Below are 20372 nucleotides of genomic sequence, written 5' to 3' on the forward strand. Positions count from 1 at the left end.
ATTTAAAGTGCAGCACCTACCACCAATACATTATCCAAGCCTTTCCACATGTCATCGACACTGTCTGCCGATGTTTCAACGCATAAGACGATCAAGTCCCATTCATTGGGTTTAACATTATAAGCAAAATTGGTCATACCAAGCCCATAATTATCACTAAAGCTCAACATTGTGGTAATCGCCCCACCAAGTGCGATCGGCGAGCGGGTCAATGCGCTAAAGTTAACGACAGAGGTGGTTTCAGAATTTTGCTTTTGGGTATGTGTCTCAAGCCATTCAGCCAATAAAAAGGGCAACCAAACAAATTCATTGCTTCCTAATACCAAAATTCGTTGAGGCAACTGCGCATCATTAAAATTTTCTTGACCACTAAATTTTTTAAATGCCGTCTGAAACTTTGCCAAATAATTTGCAAGGCCCTCTGTGCTATCTAACGTTGGCAAACGTCCCCAATTACCTGTGTTACCAAGCGCTTGACTGCCAGCCTCGGTCGTGTCTACTGATGGCATGGTGATAGGCTCAGGATTGGCAGCATCCGTCCATTGCCAAGCGCCAGATAGTAGGTGATGCCGATGAAAGTCAATGCCAACTAAACGATCAGCCATGCGCTCAGGCATCATGCCATCTGATGTTTTGTCGGTATTTTCTTGATCTAATGACCAGTCAACCAACGTGGTTAAATGTACTTGCTCCAGTTGCGTCAGTCCAGCATGACGTAAGGCGGTCACGACATTCACGCAAGTATTGCCTGTGGACGCTTCATCATCGACCATAATCAGGGTTTTGCTGGCAAGTAATTGCGCTTGTGTGACTTTATCTTTACTTTGATAAATCAAATGCTGGCTAGCATGACTGTGATCTTCGCTAAAAGTGGTCAGTAGCATATCGGTACTATTGTCGTCATGTTGCGCATGACGAGTAGAGTTCAATAATAACGCATGTGGATAGGGCGTTTGTAGTGCTTGATGCACACCTGCGGATAAGCCAACGGCTGTTTCTGCCATACCAATAACCAAAATTGGCTCAGGTAAATCACTGGGGACTAGGTTTGCCAAATCTGTAAAAGCGTGACGCATCGTGCACGGTGCGACGGGAATATGACGACCCAGTACTTTTGAGACGAATAAAAATGCCCGTTTCGGATTGATACGCTGCGCAAACCCAAGCAAGTCTTCTAGTTGATAGCCGTCATCTTTTTTTGAATCATCGTTACTCGTTGGGGCATTAGTCTGATAGGTCAGATCAAGTGTACCGCGAGGCAGGGTGATGGTTGTGCTGTGTTGCTTGTTTGGCATTCATATTCCTTTGTACTTTTAATTTTATATAATTATCAGTTTTTTAACCCTGACATCCTACCAGCCATAGCGCCGCGCGGCTTTGTTTGCTCAATTGCGGTGTGGTCAGGGGTGCCGCTTTGGCGTGTGACGAATCTGATAAACTGTCTAAGCCAATCCCAGCGCTCGCGAGCAAGGCAGATAATAACTGAAATTTCACCGCGTAGTTCATATTTTGTGCATGCTCGTGGACAAGGCTGGAGGTCACCATACCGATCACTTCGCCAGTCGGCAGTAATAAAGGGCTGCCGCTAGAGCCGGGTTGAATGGGGGCTGTGAATTGCATGTAACGAATATCATCGCCAAACCCTGTCAGTCCTGAGATACAGCCCTGCGTGACTTGTAGCTGACTACTAAGTCCTGATAATGGGAATCCTAACGTCGTAATGGTTTCACCCAACATATCAGAACATTGCTGCGCTAATGGCAAATAGCTTGGCAGAGGATCACTCACTCTAATAATGGCTGAATCGCTACCGATATCGCTGAGTACCACTTGCGCCTCGCGATCAGGCTGCGCTTGCTGCCGTACACCAATCATCGCCGCCGACTCAATGACATGGTAGCAAGTCAATAAATGATATGGGTCAATCGCAAAGGCCGTTCCTGTCCATGTTTCACCTGATTGCACTTGACGAGGTGGACGCGTCTCATTATTAGCATGTGTGCGCTGCTGTTGCTGTGCTGCTTGAATGAGCGCATGCGTATTCGGTGGACGGATATCAAGGCTGACTTGCACTCGATGCTCTAGGCTCGCTAATCCTTGGGTGGCTTCACCAAGGGCACGACATTTAAACTGACCATCACGTCGGTAGATCTCCAAAACAATTGCCGCTTTGATATGGCGCTCATTTGCTGTGAAATCATATTTAATCGCGCCATTATTGAGTATCAGACTGACATTTTTTAGCTCAACAGCTGGCAAGTTAAGGGTTGGCTCGTGATAAACATATGCAATCAGCTGTAAAAAACTAATCCCTTCTGTATCGAATAACTTGGGTAAATCCAGCTGCCAACTGCTTGGGTGATCCGCATTGTCTATTGTAGCCCAGTCCTTAGATTCATGAAGATAAGCAGGGCTGCAAACCGCCTTACGATGCTGGTCTAGCGGCAGCCAGATCAGTCCCAGTTGTTGACCAAATTTAAGATGATTTGTCGTAGAGAAAGCAACTGAACATAATGGTTGCGCGATAACCGTATTTGCCCCTAACACTAACATCGTTTGTGCTGTCATCGTGCGCCTCTCATTGAATGTACACTCAGTAATTATCAGTCTAGTAGTTATCAGTCTTTGGTGGTTGTCCGTTCCTCAACATCACTTGCTTACTCGACGTCATTTTCTTCTATTTTTACACCCACCATAATTGAGCGTACTTGGCAGGGTGTTATTTGTTGCGTGATGTCAGCCAGCTTGGGTTTATCGGTCAGTCCTAACCAATAGGCAAAGCCGATTTGTGTCAGATCCACACCGCTGTGAGTCGTGTAAGCAATGCCACCAGACGGGCGACTATTGATTTCGAGTACCCGATGCTGCTCGTTGTCATCGGCTTTGGTTTGGACACTGACGATGCCATCACAGCCAAATGCTTTAATCAATGGAATGACGACATCCATGACGGCTTGCTCGTAGCCGATATGCTGAATTTTACCTGTTTTATAGCGAGTGACGGCGGCCAAAACTTCACCATATTCACAGACCACGTCGATAGAATATTCTTGTCCAGATAAATAAGGCATGAGTAGCATAGGAATAGGGCTCTCACGCACCATTAGGCTGTTTGCATAGGCACTTATAAATTGGGCAGTGTTAATCTTTTTTTCTTCAGTAAAGTACAGATGCTCAAAGCTATCGTATTGCTCGTCCGTTGCTCTTTCTGAATCCAGCCGCCAAAACCCTTGCGCAAAAATACCAGTAACTGGCTTGACACATAATGGCTGATGACCATGTTCGGTAAGTAAAGCTTCAAGTTCTGCAATATTGTCAAAGCGCCAAGCATCTGCTACGGGGATATTGTGCTGATGGCATTGTTGCATGAAGGCAAATTTATCATCGATCGTCTCTAACGCTGTGACGCTGGTCGCACCTGTTAATAAACGGATACCAGCTGCAGCAAATATCTCACGATGCGCTTCATAGTCAACGCCATTGCGACCAGTCAGTAATACGTTAACATTGTTCTGCTGGGCGTGTTCCAAGACGAACTGCCAACGTGGCATCAATGGTATAACAGGTTCAAAAATGACTTGCTCATCACTGTCTACAACATTTGCATATGGTTCATAATAGATGCGATCGGCAAACTCAAAAACTTCGGGTCTATCATGACGATGTGAGGCTATGATATTAAACGGCGTGTCAGATTGGACTTTTAATGCTTGTAGGCTGGCTAACATATCGCGCTGGCTTGACTGACCTTCCGCTAACCAAGCGGCTGTCGATGTTGTATGATGGCTATCGTTAGCAAGGTTATCCATAATGCTCTCTTGTTATAAGTGTTAGATATAATTGGATAACTCAGTGTCGTCATCGCAACACTATTAGCAATGTAGGTAAGACCTAAATAGTGGTCAGTGAAGTTAAAAACCCAAGTCCCTGTACTGCTGATAGCAGAGACTATTATATACAAATGCTAGACGTTATAAATACTTCTAACAAAATAGCCTTAAGTATTTTTGAGATCATTATCTAGTTATTTTTCGCAAGTTACTGAATGGGCATGCTGATTAAAAAACAGGACATTCGTGCTACTATATGACGATAGCTAGCATAATAAACACAACGCCATAATACATTATTTAAAGGACATATGATGAGCCAGGACCAATCTCAAAAATTAGTGGCAGGTGCCAATGCGCCACTCCCAACGGACAACATCAGTATCCGTATCTTGAGCCAAAACGCGATCGATTGTGCCGCTTATCGTCTGACGAGTGATGGCAAGGTACGCGGCGATGGCGATATGATATTTTATGGGCAGACGCGTAGTGATGATGGTAGTGTCAGCTTTCGTGGTCATGACAGTGATGGATTTTTTGATATCAATTTGCCGTCTCAACCTGCCAGTATCGAAAAGATAGCCCTAGCGTTTTCCAGTGCGCAGACGTTGGCTCAAGTCGGTGATGTGGATATTCAAGTATTGCAAGGCAGCCAAGTTTTAATGACTTGTCAATTAAGCGCTACTGGGCGTGTTGAGAAGGCGATTATTTTAGCCGAATGCTATCGTCGGCAGGGTAGTTGGAAGTTTCGTTTTATTGCACAAGGTTTTGAGGGCGGCCTAAAACCATTGTCTGAGCATTTCGGTGTTGAAATTGCTGATGAAGCGCCCAGTCAGACTCAAGCCCAGAATCAGTCACAAAGCCAAGCACAAAACCAGTCGCAATCCGTCAATACACAGCGTCCAATCAACACACAAAAAGCGGGCAATGCCTCTCAAGCGAGTACACCGCCACCGATTCCAGCCAACCCTTCAATCAATTTGAGCAAAATTACCTTAACCAAAAACCAATCTAGTATCAATCTCAAAAAACGTGACGACTTTGGTAAAATTTCTGTCAATTTAAACTGGAATCAACGTCCAGATATTGACAAACAGGCCCCCAAAAAAGGACTCTTAGGCGATCTTTTTAAGCAGCATAAGTCAGGCGGTATTGATCTTGATGTCGGCGCGATGATTCATCTTAAAAATGGTGAAAAGACCCTCATTCAAGCACTAGGCGATCGTTTTGGTAGTCTGCAAACAGCCCCTTATGTTTGCTTGCGTGCCGATGATAGAACTGGGCAGGTTAGCGGCGGGGAATGGCTTGATATTAACGGTCAGCAGTGGGCACAGATTGAAGAAGTATTTATCTTTGCCTTTATTTATGATGGTGCACCAAACTGGGCGCAAACGGATGGGGTAGTAACCATCAATGTGCCAGAGCAGCCACCAATTGAGACGCGCTTAACAGAAGGCACAGGAAATTTACCGATGTGTGCCATTGCGCGTTTGGTGAATCAGCAAGGCAGTATTAACGTTGAGCGCATCAACCAATATTTTAAAGGTCATCAAGAGATGGATAAAGCCTTTAATTGGGGATTTAGTTGGAAGCGTGGTCGTAAATAAACGTTTTAATGCTATCATAAAATACAAAAAATCAGCCCTTCTATTATTGGTAGAAGGGCTGATTGCTTATAGACAGCTCATATCTTAAATAAGATGATTTAAACTCGACTTAAACTGCTTAGGCGTGCGGTGTAATTGAAGGCATCAAGTCATGGAAGGTACGACCAGAAGCAGTCTCACCAATGGCGTGCATTTTCCATTCGTTGTTGTGACGATAGACTTTTGCCATAATCATGGCCGTGTGTCCACCTTGCGCTGATAAATTATAGCGGGCGACCTCAGCGTTATTATCGGCGTTAATAATACGACAAAACGCGTTTGCTACGGTCTCAAATGTCTGACCAGTAAAGCTATTCACTGTAAAGACCAGCGAGACAACGTTGGCAGGGATTTTTGAGAGATCGACATTAATGACTTCATCATCGCCATCGCCGTCACCAGTGCGATTATCACCTGTATGAAGGATACTACCATCTTTTGATTGAAGCTGATTGAACCAAATAGCATCGACGGCTTGTTTGTTACTATCAAACATAATGCATGAGGCGTCTAGGTCAATAGAGTCGCCGCTACCACCACCGAATAATTTACCTAGGAAACCACCTTTCTTATCTTGTGGTCCTTGTGCGACATCCCAACCTAAACCCAATTTTACTTGAGTAAGCTCGCCGCCAGCTTCTTTATTAAGCGATATTTTTTGACCTTTTTGTAAGCTAATTGCCATGTGATAATCCTTATAATAATTGTGAGTAGAGTATTGAATAATTTTTATAAAATGTAGCTACAACACATTGTTCAAAAATCCGTTGTTGCCGCCGCGTCCACCTGAGCTGGTACCTAAGATACTTTGCAGCCAGCCTTGATAACTATCGCGATTGCGTGAACAGATAATGACTTTACCAGTACCTGAAAAGTTCAACACCATCCCTTCGCCACTGGTGACTGAATTAATAATGTTGCTCATGATGCCTTTTTTCTTACTGGTCGAAACAGAAAGCTTATAATCAAGCTCTGAATTCCAGCACACCACGTGTCCGTTGTCGATAATGACGTCTTTATCAGGTGTCACATCAATCTCAAACAGTGAACCAAAACCTGACACGACGACTTGGCCTTGCCCTTGTGTCTGCATAACCATAAAGCCGCCAGTATCACCAAACACCGCACCGCCCAAATTACGTTGAATTTTAGCTCTAATATCAACGCCTGTTTGTGCCGCCACAAAAGCACCATCGCTTAATGTATATTGGCATGTACCGACATCGATGATTTGCATATCGCCATCCAGCGTTGGGGCAAGTAAGCAATCACCTTCACCATTGACGGCTTCGATCTGCTGCTGAAATAAGGATTCATCGTTTGCAAATCGGCGCATCAATGATTGTATGAAACCACCTTGCAACTTGCCTTTAAGCTCAAGATTAGACTCCATCATGACCATGGCATTGGCTTCGCAAAAGATTGACTCGCCTTTTTTTAAATGACAATGTAAAAAAGGCTCAATAGTACCGATTAAGCTGAATGTATCGGCCATAGGTTACAAATCCTTATTCTAATATTTCTCAGATACGCGCTTGCTATGCTTCTTAGATAAGAGGTTTTTAATTTTAGTTGGCCAATTAAATTAAAAGCCATCAAATGCTTTAAAAAATCGCACTTGATGGCTTTAATGTAGCGCAACCAGATGTCTGATTGCACCAGTTATCTTACTAGACGAGTAAGTTGATTCTGGCTTTAAACATTTACACCATAAGAGCCAGCTAATGGTCCAAGACCACCGCTGAAGCCTTGACCAACGGCACGGAACTTCCAGTCACCACTGTGACGATATAGCTCACCAAAAATCATTGCAGTTTCAGTGCTGCCATCTTCTGATAGGTCATAACGGGCAATTTCAACATCGCCATTATCATTCAAAACACGAATATAGGCATCACCAACTTGACCAAAGTTTTGGTTACGACCTTGACCTTCATAAATGATAGCGCAAACTACTACTTTACTGACATCAGCGGGAACAGTAGCAAGGTTAATTTTGATTTTTTCATCATCGCCATCCCCTTCGCCCGTACGGTTATCACCAGTATGCTCAACCGCGCCGTTGTCTGACTTTAAATTATTAAAGAAAATGAAATCTTGGTCATTACGGACTTTTCCTGCTTCATTGACCAAAAAGCCAATCGCATCCAAGTCAAAATCTTGACCGTCAGTAGCGCGTGGATCCCAGCCAAGACCGACTGTAATATTGGTTAAACCAGGCGCTTCTTTTGATAGGTTTACGTTGCCGCCTTTTGTTAAGCTAATAGCCATATAAATATCCTTTGGATTAATAATTAAGTGGATTGGGTGATACAAAAAATGATCTAAAAATAGTGCAGTGTTGAATGTAGACGCATAGATGCTCAGTAAACCTAACCACCATGCCCTGCATATTGTTACGTTTTACTATACTAAGCGTTTGCCCAGTAAGCAAGTCGTATTTTGTGCATTGGCCATATGTTTACTAAGGAACATAATAAGCCTATATCTCTGATACTTTATAACACTTTTTCATACAAGAGGTAAGGTGCTGTTATGAAAAAATCAGCCAATTTAGCTATTAGACTAAAGGCTTCAGCCATTTACCAAAGCATTAAGATAGAGATTTATTGTGCAAAAACCGACCAGCCTGTTTCCTGTACAAACATCTCTAATGCTTTTAAACCCAGCTTAGAGTTTCCGATATGATCAAGCCCTGGCGACCAGACAGCGATAGAGCCTTTACCGGGGGCTATGGTTAAGATACCGCCACCAACACCACTTTTACCGGGTAAACCGACGCGATAGGCAAACTCACCAGACCCATCGTAATGACCGCACATCATCATTAGTGAGTTAATCCTTCTTGCCCTGTGCTCGTTGATCACACGTACCCCTGAGTGCTTATCAACTCCGTTAGAGACTAAATAGAGGCCGGCACTGGCTAATTGCTGGCAATTCATCGCAATCGAACATTGATGAAAGTAAGTACCCAACACCTTATCCACATCGTGCTTGAGGCGTCCAAAGGATTTCATAAAGTATGCAAGCGATGCGTTGCGGTCTTTGTGCTCCATTTCGGACGCTGCCACTTTGTGATCAAAACGGATAGACTCATCGTCCGTAATAAAGTGTACAAACTGAAGAATCTCACCCAATATTTCTTTGGGTTCGTGTCCCATCATAATCGCATCAACCACTGCAATAGCACCTGCATTGATAAATGGATTGCGTGGCCTGCCAGTCTCATGCTCTAGCATCACAATCGAGTTAAAAGGATCGCCAGATGGCTCACGACCAACGTGTGTCCATAAGCCGTCACCCAACTTGCCAAGACCGATGGTTAGGGTGAATACCTTAGAGATACTTTGGATTGAGAATAATGTGCTCGCATTACCTGCTGTATACATCTGTCCGTCAGGTGTCGCTACTGCAATACCAAACTGGTTTGGATCTATGTGAGCCAGTTGCGGGATATAATCCGCCACTTTTCCACGATCAGTCTCAAGTGCCATCTGTGCGGCAATGTTATCAAGAATTTGTTGCATATAAGTTGTATAGCCGTATTTCTATGGTGATATGAAAAGGGACAATTTTAACTGAATAAAAGCCAATAGGGACAGAAAAATTATATTTTGCTTATGTGGTCGGTGGCTATGTGCCTATTTCAGCGCTTCAATCAATAATCAAAGAGGGAGTAGCACGGCGCAAAAAAGCAGATCATACCTGATGATATGACCTGCTTAGACAAACAAAGTATCAACGGATGATACGTCTTAATTCAAACGTGCCGCTTCAGCCTTACGATGTTTCAGAGATGCCCATAACGCAAAACCAATAAAGGCGATACCGATAAGACCTGTAATCAGCTCAGGTACATGGAACTTCACTGATAACAACATGATGACAGAAAGTGCGCCGATGGCATAATGCGCCCCATGCTCAAGATAGATAAACTCATCAAGCGTGCCTTTATCCACCAAAAAGATAGTCATAGAACGTACGAACATCGCACCAATGGCAAGACCTAGCATGATAACGATCACGTCATTGGTAATAGCAAATGCCCCAATCACACCGTCGAAACTAAATGAGGCATCAAGTACTTCTAAGTATAAGAAACCAATAATACCGCCTTTCATAATAGCGCTAGTTACCTCACCAGTACTATTGCCCTGAGCATCAAGTTCTTCCTCGAGATCACCCTCAAGCATACCTGAGATTACTTGTACGCCAAGATAAACCAAGATCCCCCAAACGCCTGCGATCAATACCGCACCAGCTTGTTCAACTGGCGCCCAAGATACTGAAATCATCAAGACAATCAGTGCTACGAAGACGCTCATCGCATCGACTTTGCCCAGTTTTGCTAAGCGACTCTCAAGCCAGTCAAACCAATGTACTTCTTTTTCATCAAAAATAAAGTTTAAGAAGACCAATAATAAGAAAATACCACCAAAGGCTGAAATTTCAGCATGATGCGCCATTAGTCTGGCTGAATATTCTTCAGGATCATTCAATGCCAAATCGATAACTTGCATCATACCAAGGTCAGCGGTAACGGCGACAATGACAATAGGGAATACCAAGCGCATACCGAATACAGCGATCAAAATACCAACAGTTAAAAATATCTTCTTCCAAAATTCGTCCCAGCCTTTAAGGACTGAGGCATTGACCACCGCATTATCAAACGATAATGAAATCTCCATGACGGCCAAAATAGCGGTAATAGATAGGGTGGCTATTAAGCCGCCGATACCACCATGTGAATATCCCCACCAGGCCGCTACCGCTAAGGCAATGGCAGTGAAGATAAAATCGAAATAAAAATGTCTCATGACACATCCTGTCTGGTTGCGTAAAGCTAAGGTCGGTCTAGTATAGACACGCACCGCAAAAAAGTGGCTATTGCTAACCACTTCTTAGGCATAAAATTAAATGAAACATAACGCATTATTAGCCATTTGGCTATCAATAATTGTGACTATTTTGCAACTATAAATGACTTACCTCTGAAGCAGGTCATTTATGCGGATAACCCTCTAAATATGAGTAGATATAACAAGTTAGATATCAACGCCATACTGCTGACACATGGCTTGCAAACCACCTGAATAGCCTTGACCAACGGCACGGAATTTCCACTCACCGTTATGGCGATAAACCTCGCCAAAGACCATGGCCGTCTCGACAGAGTAGTCTTCCGCTAAATCAAAACGCACAACTTCAGTGCCAGTTTCTTCATTAACGACACGGATAAAAGCGTTTGCCACTTGGCCAAAGTTTTGATTGCGAGCCGCTGCATCATGGATGGTGACAGTCACAACGATTTTGTCGACATCAGCAGGTACTTGAGTGAGGTTTACTTTGACCAACTCGTCATCACCATCGCCTTCGCCAGTACGGTTGTCACCTGTATGCTCAACCGCGCCATTGTCAGACTTTAATTGATTATAAAATATAAAGTCGTGATCACCGCGTACTTTGCCCGCAGTATTTAACAAAAACACGCTCGCATCAAGATCGAACTCAGAGCCAGAAGTGGCACGCTCATCCCAGCCCAAACCAATTAATAACTTGGTTAAATTTGGGTCAGTTTTGGTGAGTGATAAGTTGCCGCCTTTATTGAGTGATAAAGCCATGAGGTTGTCCTTATTATTAGAGTCAATTGAAAATTTGAAGATACTTATAATCATAAAAAAAGCAACGTTGCGCCAAAAATGGCGCAAGACCATCGCTTAATGACGTTCTATCATAACAACAAAAAATGACCCAATCAAAGCTGATTAGGTCATTGTTATGTTTTATCTGAATTGAGTACAAAAAAACTTTAGGTACTATATCTATCTTAGTGTCTGCTTTTAATCGTCTCTATGCTCTGATGTATAAGTATTTACTTATAAACTCTGACGATGACGAATCTCAAAGCTCTGATGGATGGGTTTTTTGATATTAAAATCAAAACCAATCGTTTTTTGGGTGATATTGATGATGTCATAGCGCTCGGTCAATTGCTCATCTAACTCAAAGCGCGTAAAGTTATTAGAGAAATACAATACGCCGTCAGCGGTTAGACGGTTCATCGCACGATTGATGAGGGCAGCATGGTCACGCTGTACATCGAAAGTACCTTGAAACTTTTTGGAGTTAGAAAAGGTTGGTGGATCAATAAAGATAACATCAAATTGCTCAGTATTGTCCTTTATCCACTCAAAGATATCGGCAGCAACGAATTGATATTTATTGCGACTGACATCCAAACCGTTAAGCACGAAGTTTTGCTTGCCCCAATCGAGATAGTTTTGTGACAAATCCACACTGACCACTTTTTTAGCGCCTGCCAGTGCCGCGTGTACGCTCGCTGTACAAGTATAAGCAAATAAGTTCAGTACCGCTTTGCTGCGACTGTTGTCTTTAATGCGGGCGCGCATATTGCGATGGTCAATAAATAGCCCTGTGTCTAAATAGTCGGTAAAGTTGACGTAGAAATAGGCACCATCTTCACGCGCCACATGGAATTTGCCACGCTTTTCTGTGTTGCCCTGTTTGCTGTATTGATCGTTACCAGACTGGCGTGCACGGGTTTTGATAAAGATTTGTTCACGGTTAATGTCAAAAACTTCACGAATGCCCATTAATGCCAGATTAAACCGTTTCTTCGCCGTCTCAGGTGGAATGGTTTTTGGTGGTGCATATTCTTGCACATGCGCATAGTCTCCATACAGATCGATGGCTACCTTAAAGTCAGGCAAGTCAGCGTCGTATACACGGATATTACTTACGTTGTCTTTTTTCGCCAGTTTCTTGAGCTTGGTGAGGTTTTTTTGCAAACGGTTAATAAAGTCTTGACCGTCTTCCGTTTCAATGTCGCGCTTTTCAAAGCGGCTAACGAGATTGCCAGTTTGTCCTGCAATCAACGTTCCGTATCGGAAATAAACCGTAATGGCACCATTATGACAGCGCAACGTTTTTGGTTCTTTTATCGGCAAGATATCGACTTGTTCGACATGAGATGCCAAGATGCCAAGCATCGGGTCAATGCCACTACCCGCAAAACTGTCTTGTAAAATAAGCCCAATCGCTTGATATAAAGGCTTAATCATCTCTTCATCACCCAAACGCTCACCATAAGGCGGATTGGTGATGATTAGCGGGTTGCTCAATCTGCCATCATCGACCAAAGGCTTTAGAACGGAGCTTAGTTGATCCAGCGCACGGATTTCAATATCGAGTAGCGGTAGCAAATCTTGTAAACCTGCGGCGATTAGGTTTTTTTCTGTGGCCACAATCGCGCCACTATCGGCATCGAATCCCAAGATAAGTGGTAAGGTGTCTGGTTGTTCGTTGGCAATTGCTAACGCCTCACGAAAACGCGTTTGTGCGTCATCGATCATCTGTTGCCATAACATCTCGTCATGATGCTGCCATTGATAAAAACCAAATTGATTTGCCGCTTTATCAATACCCACAGCATAATCACAATGCATGAGTAGCGCTTCAATAATGAACGTTCCAGAGCCGCACATTGGATCGATTAGCGCATTATAAAAAGGTGCATCACCAGCGCCATTTTTCTTATGCCAACCTGCACTATAAAGCAAAGCTGCTGCCAAGTTTTCTTTTAATGGCGCTTCTGTCATCGCCACGCGGTAACCACGACGGTGCAAACTGGTTCCTGACAAATCTAGATATAGCTCGGCTTGTTTGTCATTTACAGTAGCAAAAATTGCAAAATCAGGAGACTTACTGTCCACATTTGGACGGCTGTCATAAACTTCGTTAAACGTATCCGCAATCGCATCTTTGATGCGCAGCATCGCAAATTGCTGACTGACCGCCACGCGCTTATCGACGGATAGGCGAATGGCAAAAGTCTGCTCTAGGCTAAACTGCTCAGTCCAATTGACTGACTTTGCCAACCCATAAAGCTGCTCAGCCACATCGTATTCAGTATTGATGTTTTTGCGTTTGATGAGCATCAATACTCGCGAAGCCACGCGTGACCAAAGGCAAATCTTATATAGATCACGCAAAGAACCAGTAACTGCCAAACGGCCCGTACTCTTGATGTCGCTTGCAATACCAAAGCTTGTCAGCTCAGTCTGTAGCGGTGCTTCAAGCCCATCGGCACAGGTGATGATAAGATCAAGCGATACCTCAGGTGAAGAGGCTGCTGAAGATGTGGGCTTTGTTGTTACGGTCATACGGATACCTGTGGGCTAAATTAACAAAAAATTCGAATAATAAAAGAGGCGGTTTAACCAGTGATTTTACCATAATTCAGGATGGGATGGTTCAAACTGGTTGTGTTTAACAAAGTGAATTGACCATAATTTCAATGCGGAACTGGTATAATTTTTTTTGGCTTGCTGTGCCTGCGTAGCTTGATGCGGCGAAACTTCTCGTTTAAAGATAAGCATTCCTGTCCCGCCGTATCATTTTATACTGAAGTCACTATATAGATGCTTTGACTATGTTATCGCTACCGTTGAATGGCAAGTGCTCAACATGCTCTAGTGTCATTATTCATCACTCTTTGTAAGTGAGACTTTTTCTGAGACTACTTTTTCTGAGATTACCTGCGTTGTCGTCGCAAACGGTTTGGTCGCAATGGGGTAATCAACATCTTTTGGCATAAGCAAACGCATGTGTGGATAAGGCGTGGAAATATTGGCTTTATCAAAAGCGCGCTTGATATCTTCTCTTAATTTTTCTTTGATTTTGGGTATACGTGCAACGGCTGCTGGCTTGACCCAAAAACGAACGATAAAAAACACGCCATACTCACCAACTTCTGCTACAGAAGCTGACGTTTCAGGGCGATTGAGCACCATTTCGGTATCAGCAAGTACTTGTAAAATGGCTTGGCGTGCCGTCTCAATGTCATCTTCAAAAGCAATTCGTACGCTGATATCAAAGCGTATAAAGTTTTTGGAGGTCAGATTGGTCACTTCAGATGAGGCGACATTGGAATTTGGAATAATGATGGTAATGTTGTCTCGAGTCAAAATATGAGTGGTGCGTAAAGCAATAAGTACCACCCGGCCTTCATTTTCATTAATATGTATCCAGTCACCCACTTGAAAGGATTGCTCAAGTAAAATGGTGATACCAGCGATAAAATTGGCAAGCGTTGACTGAGCTGCAAAACCTACTGCCAGACCGACGATACCCAAACCTGCGACCAATGAGACAATATCAAAGCCAAATTGTGCCATGACGCTGGCAAGACCGAGTACCAACAGCAGCACCGATAAGATGTTTTGCAGTAATTGCTCTATCGAAGCGTTGAGACCATAGTGCTGCAAGATTCTATGAATGATTTGTCCTGAAGATGCCCAAAGTACGTAGTAAATACCAGCCCAAGTACTGGCTTTTGCAGTGGCCTTGATCGTCTCAGGCTCAAAATTAATTTGACTCATAATGGCTATTAAGCTGGCCACAATCCAGATGTAACGAAGTATAGAACGGACGATTTTGGCACGTCGTTCGTTCAGGCGGAGTTTCGTTCTGCTTTGTTTGAGAATGTAGATAGCCAACCAATAAAAAAATCCCAATACTGCAAGCAATATTAGGATTTTGATGCCAGTGCTGGCCAGCTCTACGGCTTGAGAAGACCAGTCGATAGACTCTTCATCTGCAGAGCCGCCAAGCGCTAGGTAGAGACTGGTATGGAGGTCACGGATGATCTCTTTAAAAAAATCAGTAATACTAGCGATTGGCATTTTTTAGTCCATGCAAATTTTTTTGAGTTGCCTCAATTTCTCTATATAATCACACAAAAAGCAAGCGACGATTGATACTAAGCATCCTAGGGCGTGTCCTCATTTTAAAAATGGTGATAAAAATGAGGACACGCCCTAATTTGAAAGTGTAGCTGAGTGAATAATTAAAAGCTATCTTGTTGTGTGTCATGGGACTGGTAAGGAATCTCCATTTTGTATTGAACATCACGTAGCGCAGTCCGTAATCCTTCTAATATTGTGGGATGATAAAAAGGCGTATCAAGCATATCTTTAACACTCAGGTCATTGGTTATGGCAGTCGCCAATATATGACCAATATATTCGGCATCTGGTCCAACCATACTAGCACCCAGTATTCTATCGGTTTTTTTGCAACCATAAATATGTAGTAGACCGCAGTTGACGCCCATCACACGACTGCGACCTTGATTGTCAAAACTTACGCGGCCGATCACGTATTCTAAGCTTGGATCTTGTTGAATTTCTGGCAAAGACATACCAACGTTGACGATTTGTGGTGAGCAAAATACGATGGAGAACGGTGTGGCTGGCGGGCGAATATAAGCGGCTTTTTCGTTTTCGCAGACCATGCTTCCTGCACTATAGCCTTCATCGCTGGCTACATGTAGCAGCGGAAGATTGGCATTGGCATCACCAACGATGTACACTTCTAAATCACCAATTTGCCCCGTTTTTTTGCTGAGATTCTTTGGGCGGTTTTTGTCATCTAGCTCAACCTCTAAGTTTTCAATACCCAGCTGCTTTATGTTGTTGCGGCGACCAGTTGCGACCAGCACATACTCACCTTGCCACTGTTGTGACTCACCTGCACTGTCTTCATAGTCAATAAATCCAGATGATCTTTTACCATCCGCATTTGCTTGGCTGCCGACATCATTGATTGTGCTACCCAAATGCATGGTCAACTCATGACTCAAACAATCGATAGCCTTGTTGTTAATGTCATCATCTTTAAGGCCGGCCACGCGCTTAGCGCGATTAAAAACGGTCACTTCCACACCCAAACGTGTGAACGCTTGCGCTAGCTCTAAGCCGATAGCACCAGTACCAATGACTGCCATGGACTTTGGTAAATCTGTTAGTTCAAAAACGCTATCGGAGGTTAGCATGGTATCACCAAGTTTATCGGCCCAACTATCTGGAATAGAGGGAGAGCTGCCAGTGGCTACAATGATTTTACTGGCTTCAATCAGCTCATTATTGACTTCGATCAATCCTTGCTCATTGATACGAGCACGTCCTGCGATTTTTTTATGATCAGGCCAGCTATCGACTTGTTTTTTGATGTAACTCGCAAAATGGCTACGCTCATCACGCACGCGCTGCATGACCTGTTTGCCATCTATTTGCACAGTAGCATGAATGCCAAACTCAGCAGAATTGTTGGCTTCGTGAGCGCGATCAGCGGCTGCAATCAATAGCTTACTAGGCATACAGCCTACAGCGATGCAGGTCGTTGTCCAAAATCCATCGTTAATAATGACGATGTCATCATGAATTTTGCTGGCTTGCTGAAAGGCGTTTTGACCTGCAGTACCTGCGCCAATGATGGCGACAGAGACCTTGCGAGTGACTTTGGGTAGGGTATTAACAGCAGAAGAGCCAGACGGTTTGTTCATATCGTTCTCTAAAATATTGAGTGTCATTATTTGATGCTAAGTTTTTATCGTCACGGTTTTTAAGGCATTTTTTATGACTGATGACACGAGTGATTAAGCGGTTAATATTTCAAGCAAACGCTCGGTATAGCCTTGAGCGCGTAGATTTCGCTGAGCGTGCGTCAGCTTGCCTTCTGTATCAAATACAAATGCCGAACGTACCAACCCTAGTGTCAACTTACCGTACATGTTTTTTTCTTTAATCACATCAAAGTATTGACACAGCTTTTCGTCACTATCACTGATAAGCGCGATATGTAGATTGTGCTTGGCGATGAACTTTTCATGAGACTCAACGCTGTCACGCGAGACACCGATAATGTCATAGCCTAACTCATCAAACTCATTAAGGCGATCGGTGAACTCAACGCCTTGGGTGGTACAACCTGGCGTATCGTCTTTCGGATAAAAGTAAAGAATCAGTCCTTTATCGGTATGGGTCACCATCTCTTTGAGACTGATGTCATCATGAATAAAGTGGCCGTCCAATTCACGTACGATCGTTACTGGAAAATCAGGTAAAGTGATATTTTCTGTGGTTGGCTTTGCCATGGTAGAATCCTTATGAATTTTAGTTATATAGGCAGATATGCGGGTCGTGTTGTTATTATAAGCAGATTAGCAGAGATTCATAATCAGTTTTACACTTTGTTCAGTCATTGGCAACAAAAAAGACTGGCAATGACCAGTCTTTTATAGGTTAAACAGATTGCAGATTAAGCTGGTTTTTGCGGCTGTTTTAAATTTAAGCCAACCGTGCACTGCTGTAAATCTTTTTGCATTTTTTTCACATAAGGTAGGCTTGAAGGGTCTTTTTTATCTTGGGCATAACTTTCAATTTCCCACATTTGACCGATGGTCATGTTGCTTCTAACCCCAATCGTACAATTACAGAGTTTGGTTGCATCGCCTTTGTCAGCGACTTTATATTTGACCGCGCCCGTGACACAGGTGTTGATATTGTTTTGCTTGATGTCAGCAGCATTTGCTTGTGGCATCGCAAAAATAGCAGCTAGGGCTAGGGGTAATATCGGCAAAAACTTCATAAATATCCTCTTACAGGTAGCATCAATTTCTTGAATTTTGTACTCAAATTAGTCATAGGTGATTGATTCATATCGCTGCTTATATCTGTCGATAAGTGCAATCGCTCATACCATAGCAAGTATAGAGCGTAAAAGACAACGTTAGCGTGCTGTGTTAATGCAAGCGAATGTTTCTCTAATGTTGAGTAGCTTCATTTTTTAATATACATACCCTTATATAATCTATCAAGGCTGATAGTGGGTAGGATCAGTGACCCCAGCCTGTTCAAACCCTTGACGGCGCAGCGCACAGCTATCGCAAACACCGCAAGCCAGACCGTTTACGTCTGCTCGGTAACAAGAAATCGTTTGACCATAATCGACGCCTAATGACAAGCCAAGTTCGATGGTTTTGGCTTTTGATAGCTGCTGCAACGGTGTTTGAACCGTCAAGTGATGACCTGTGACGCCAGCCTTTGTGGCAAGATTGGCCATATGCTCAAAGGCGGCAATATATTCTGGACGGCAATCAGGATATCCAGAATAGTCGACTGAGCTGACGCCAATGACGATATGATTGGCATCGGTCACTTCGGCAACTGCCAAGGCATAAGATAAAAATATCGTATTACGCGCTGGCACATAAGTATTGGGGATGGCATCGTTATCAATCTCATCGCGTTTTTTATTGGGGAATTTATCCGTATCACCGTCAGGCACAATCATACTATGATCGGTTAGTGAAGAGCCACCAAGTTGAGCGATATCAATATCGATGATTCTGTGATTGACTTCGGCAGCCTGAGCGATGGCCTGTGCCGCAACAAGCTCACTATTATGACGTTGACCATAGTTAAAGCTAACCGCAGTCACAGAAGCATAACGCGCCTTTGCCCAATACAAACAAGTCACCGAATCAAGTCCGCCTGACAGTAGCACAACAGCATTTTGGCTTTTATGAAGAGTGGTTAAGGTAGCATCGGATTGTTGATTGCTGAAAGTGCTTTGCGTAGTAACATTGGTCATAGTGATATCTATTATTGGTTTACGAAAATTGGTTATTTTAGCAAAAATACGACCATTACAGAACCATATAGCGATGATAAAAATGCCTTTATAATTTAATGTCATCTTTTCAATCTGTTAGCAATATTTGTTATAATCGCTGCTTTTAAAGCATCCGTGGTAAGACATCATTGACTTTGCTTTATCGCAAAGCGCTTTATTGCAAACCATCCTTGTAAAGATATTGAGTAATTTATGACTGAAGCGACCTTGTTTACGCCAAAAATCACACCTGATTTTGATGATACGTCTGCCGAGACTAGATTGGACAGCCATGCGTTAGATGCTGATAGTGATGACAGTATGGATGGAGACACAGTGGCTGCTGAGCAGTCAATGCCTACTAAATCGGCAGAGTTGCAAAAGCTACAAAAAAAGCTACGTAGACAAGTCTCTTGGGCGATCCGTGATTTTAATATGATTGAAGATGGTGACGTGGTAATGGTTTGCGTGTCCGGAGGCAAAGACAGTTACACCTTACTGGATATTTTACTGCTACTAAAGCGCATCGCGCCGATTAATTTCGATATCGTTGCGGTCAATCTCGATCAAAAGCAGCCCGGTTATCCTGAAGATATTTTGCCCGCGTATCTAAACGAGCAGGGCATTGCTCACTATATCTTAGAAAAAGATACCTATAGTATTGTCAAAAGCGTGGTGCCCGAAGGTAAAACTTATTGCTCAGCCTGTTCACGCCTACGCCGTGGCTCATTGTACGGTTTTGCCAAGCAAATTGGCGCAACCAAAATTGCACTTGGTCATCACCGCGACGATATGTTGGCGACTTTCTTTTTAAATCTATTCCACGGCGGTACGCTCAAATCGATGCCACCTAAATTGCTCAGTGATGATAAACAAAATCTTCTCATTCGTCCGCTAGCCTATGTTGAAGAAAAAGACATCATTGAATATGCTCGTTTAAAAGCGTTTCCAATTATCCCCTGTAATTTATGCGGTAGTCAAACCAATTTACAACGCGCCATCATCAATGACATGCTACGCGAGTGGGATGATGCCCATCCACAGCGTTTGGCTTCCATTTTTAAAGCCATGCAAAACGTGGCACCGTCACAATTGGCTGACCGTGAATTGTTTGATTTTGAACAGTTAAGCCTTGATCGTGATGATAGTGAGCGTATGTTTGAAGGTGATAATATTCAAGCAGGGCAGACCGATAGTTTGGCCGAGATTGGGTTGCCAGTATCGCCAAAAACCCAGACTTTCAATCCGAGATTTGCTAGCGATAAACCGTCTTCGGCAAATACAGATCAAGCATCAGAAAATCCTCGTCCAGCGCAGAAAATCCCAACGATTAATCCTGTTCTTTAGGGCGTGTCGTCAATTAGATTGTATTTTTGATAAAAAACCAGCGCATTATTCATGAATGGCTGGTTTCTTT

General features: G+C 43.3%; 17 protein-coding genes. 2 read left to right on the forward strand and 15 right to left on the reverse strand.

Annotated features, from left to right (window positions below; genetic code table 11):
* Positions 1–2: 2 nt before the first annotated feature.
* From M917_RS05995 to M917_RS06005, 3 genes are all read right to left on the reverse strand, one after another.
* On the reverse strand, positions 3–1295 hold the full coding sequence (locus M917_RS05995; protein ID WP_021813895.1) for a phosphoribosyltransferase domain-containing protein: 1293 nt from the start codon (positions 1293–1295) through the stop codon (positions 3–5).
* Between the two features lie 43 nt (positions 1296–1338).
* Positions 1339–2568, reverse strand: a complete 1230-nt coding sequence (locus M917_RS06000; RefSeq protein WP_021813896.1) for a S1 family peptidase — start codon at positions 2566–2568, stop codon at positions 1339–1341.
* Between the two features lie 89 nt (positions 2569–2657).
* The gene (locus tag M917_RS06005) at positions 2658–3809 is read right to left on the reverse strand and encodes an ATP-grasp domain-containing protein (RefSeq protein WP_021813897.1); all 1152 of its coding nucleotides are present in this window, start codon (positions 3807–3809) and stop codon (positions 2658–2660) included.
* Positions 3810–4144: 335 nt separating this feature from the next.
* On the opposite strand from M917_RS06005, the gene M917_RS06010 reads away from it, so the two are divergent.
* Positions 4145–5437 (forward strand): TerD family protein, encoded by a 1293-nt coding sequence (locus M917_RS06010; protein ID WP_021813898.1) that lies wholly within the window; start codon positions 4145–4147, stop codon positions 5435–5437.
* Between the two features lie 118 nt (positions 5438–5555).
* On the opposite strand, the gene M917_RS06015 is transcribed toward M917_RS06010, so the two are convergent.
* The 12 genes from M917_RS06015 to queC all read right to left on the reverse strand — a co-directional run bounded on the left by M917_RS06015 (position 5556) and on the right by queC (position 18934).
* On the reverse strand, positions 5556–6161 hold the full coding sequence (locus M917_RS06015; protein WP_021813899.1) for a TerD family protein: 606 nt from the start codon (positions 6159–6161) through the stop codon (positions 5556–5558).
* A 57-nt stretch (positions 6162–6218) separates the two neighbouring features.
* Positions 6219–6971 (reverse strand): TIGR00266 family protein, encoded by a 753-nt coding sequence (locus tag M917_RS06020; RefSeq protein WP_021813900.1) that lies wholly within the window; start codon positions 6969–6971, stop codon positions 6219–6221.
* 200 nt (positions 6972–7171) lie between these two features.
* Entirely contained in the window at positions 7172–7747 is a 576-nt protein-coding gene (locus M917_RS06025) for a TerD family protein (RefSeq protein ID WP_021813901.1), read from the reverse strand.
* Between the two features lie 335 nt (positions 7748–8082).
* Entirely contained in the window at positions 8083–9003 is a 921-nt protein-coding gene (locus M917_RS06030; protein WP_021813902.1) for a glutaminase, read from the reverse strand.
* A gap of 228 nt (positions 9004–9231) precedes the next feature.
* Complete coding sequence (locus M917_RS06035; protein ID WP_021813903.1) at positions 9232–10296, reverse strand: DUF475 domain-containing protein; 1065 nt, start codon at positions 10294–10296, stop codon at positions 9232–9234.
* A 228-nt stretch (positions 10297–10524) separates the two neighbouring features.
* A complete protein-coding gene (locus tag M917_RS06040) occupies positions 10525–11100 on the reverse strand; it encodes a TerD family protein (RefSeq protein ID WP_021813904.1) in 576 nt (191 codons plus the stop codon).
* Between the two features lie 255 nt (positions 11101–11355).
* Complete coding sequence (gene rlmKL, locus M917_RS06045; RefSeq protein ID WP_021813905.1) at positions 11356–13662, reverse strand: bifunctional 23S rRNA (guanine(2069)-N(7))-methyltransferase RlmK/23S rRNA (guanine(2445)-N(2))-methyltransferase RlmL; 2307 nt, start codon at positions 13660–13662, stop codon at positions 11356–11358.
* 318 nt (positions 13663–13980) lie between these two features.
* Complete coding sequence (locus tag M917_RS06050; protein WP_021813906.1) at positions 13981–15183, reverse strand: mechanosensitive ion channel family protein; 1203 nt, start codon at positions 15181–15183, stop codon at positions 13981–13983.
* 164 nt (positions 15184–15347) lie between these two features.
* A complete protein-coding gene (locus M917_RS06055; RefSeq protein WP_040642148.1) occupies positions 15348–16844 on the reverse strand; it encodes a dihydrolipoyl dehydrogenase in 1497 nt (498 codons plus the stop codon).
* Positions 16845–16937: 93 nt separating this feature from the next.
* Positions 16938–17435, reverse strand: coding sequence for a peroxiredoxin (locus tag M917_RS06060; RefSeq protein ID WP_021813908.1), 498 nt, complete (start codon positions 17433–17435; stop codon positions 16938–16940).
* A 164-nt stretch (positions 17436–17599) separates the two neighbouring features.
* Complete coding sequence (locus M917_RS06065; RefSeq protein WP_021813909.1) at positions 17600–17929, reverse strand: hypothetical protein; 330 nt, start codon at positions 17927–17929, stop codon at positions 17600–17602.
* A gap of 225 nt (positions 17930–18154) precedes the next feature.
* Complete coding sequence (queC, locus tag M917_RS06070; protein ID WP_040642151.1) at positions 18155–18934, reverse strand: 7-cyano-7-deazaguanine synthase QueC; 780 nt, start codon at positions 18932–18934, stop codon at positions 18155–18157.
* A gap of 234 nt (positions 18935–19168) precedes the next feature.
* Between queC and ttcA the strand changes: the two genes are divergently transcribed.
* On the forward strand, positions 19169–20302 hold the full coding sequence (ttcA, locus tag M917_RS06075; protein WP_021813911.1) for a tRNA 2-thiocytidine(32) synthetase TtcA: 1134 nt from the start codon (positions 19169–19171) through the stop codon (positions 20300–20302).
* The last annotated feature ends 70 nt before the right edge of the window (positions 20303–20372 follow it).

Origin of the sequence: Psychrobacter aquaticus CMS 56, from assembly GCF_000471625.1 — a bacterium.
Lineage (GTDB): Bacteria > Pseudomonadota > Gammaproteobacteria > Pseudomonadales > Moraxellaceae > Psychrobacter > Psychrobacter aquaticus.

What these genes read in the sequence shown, in the direction of transcription:
- M917_RS06005 (WP_021813897.1), bottom strand. Translation starts at nt 3,809, where the DNA reads ATGGATAACCTTGCTAACGATAGCCATCATACAACATCGACAGCCGCT.
- M917_RS06060 (WP_021813908.1), bottom strand. Translation starts at nt 17,435, where the DNA reads ATGGCAAAGCCAACCACAGAAAATATCACTTTACCTGATTTTCCAGTA.
- M917_RS06015 (WP_021813899.1), bottom strand. Translation starts at nt 6,161, where the DNA reads ATGGCAATTAGCTTACAAAAAGGTCAAAAAATATCGCTTAATAAAGAA.
- M917_RS05995 (WP_021813895.1), bottom strand. Translation starts at nt 1,295, where the DNA reads ATGCCAAACAAGCAACACAGCACAACCATCACCCTGCCTCGCGGTACA.
- M917_RS06040 (WP_021813904.1), bottom strand. Translation starts at nt 11,100, where the DNA reads ATGGCTTTATCACTCAATAAAGGCGGCAACTTATCACTCACCAAAACT.
- M917_RS06000 (WP_021813896.1), bottom strand. Translation starts at nt 2,568, where the DNA reads ATGACAGCACAAACGATGTTAGTGTTAGGGGCAAATACGGTTATCGCG.
- rlmKL (WP_021813905.1), bottom strand. Translation starts at nt 13,662, where the DNA reads ATGACCGTAACAACAAAGCCCACATCTTCAGCAGCCTCTTCACCTGAG.
- queC (WP_040642151.1), bottom strand. Translation starts at nt 18,934, where the DNA reads ATGACCAATGTTACTACGCAAAGCACTTTCAGCAATCAACAATCCGAT.
- M917_RS06025 (WP_021813901.1), bottom strand. Translation starts at nt 7,747, where the DNA reads ATGGCTATTAGCTTAACAAAAGGCGGCAACGTAAACCTATCAAAAGAA.
- M917_RS06055 (WP_040642148.1), bottom strand. Translation starts at nt 16,844, where the DNA reads ATGAACAAACCGTCTGGCTCTTCTGCTGTTAATACCCTACCCAAAGTC.
- ttcA (WP_021813911.1), top strand. Translation starts at nt 19,169, where the DNA reads ATGACTGAAGCGACCTTGTTTACGCCAAAAATCACACCTGATTTTGAT.
- M917_RS06020 (WP_021813900.1), bottom strand. Translation starts at nt 6,971, where the DNA reads ATGGCCGATACATTCAGCTTAATCGGTACTATTGAGCCTTTTTTACAT.
- M917_RS06010 (WP_021813898.1), top strand. Translation starts at nt 4,145, where the DNA reads ATGAGCCAGGACCAATCTCAAAAATTAGTGGCAGGTGCCAATGCGCCA.
- M917_RS06030 (WP_021813902.1), bottom strand. Translation starts at nt 9,003, where the DNA reads ATGCAACAAATTCTTGATAACATTGCCGCACAGATGGCACTTGAGACT.
- M917_RS06050 (WP_021813906.1), bottom strand. Translation starts at nt 15,183, where the DNA reads ATGCCAATCGCTAGTATTACTGATTTTTTTAAAGAGATCATCCGTGAC.
- M917_RS06035 (WP_021813903.1), bottom strand. Translation starts at nt 10,296, where the DNA reads ATGAGACATTTTTATTTCGATTTTATCTTCACTGCCATTGCCTTAGCG.
- M917_RS06065 (WP_021813909.1), bottom strand. Translation starts at nt 17,929, where the DNA reads ATGAAGTTTTTGCCGATATTACCCCTAGCCCTAGCTGCTATTTTTGCG.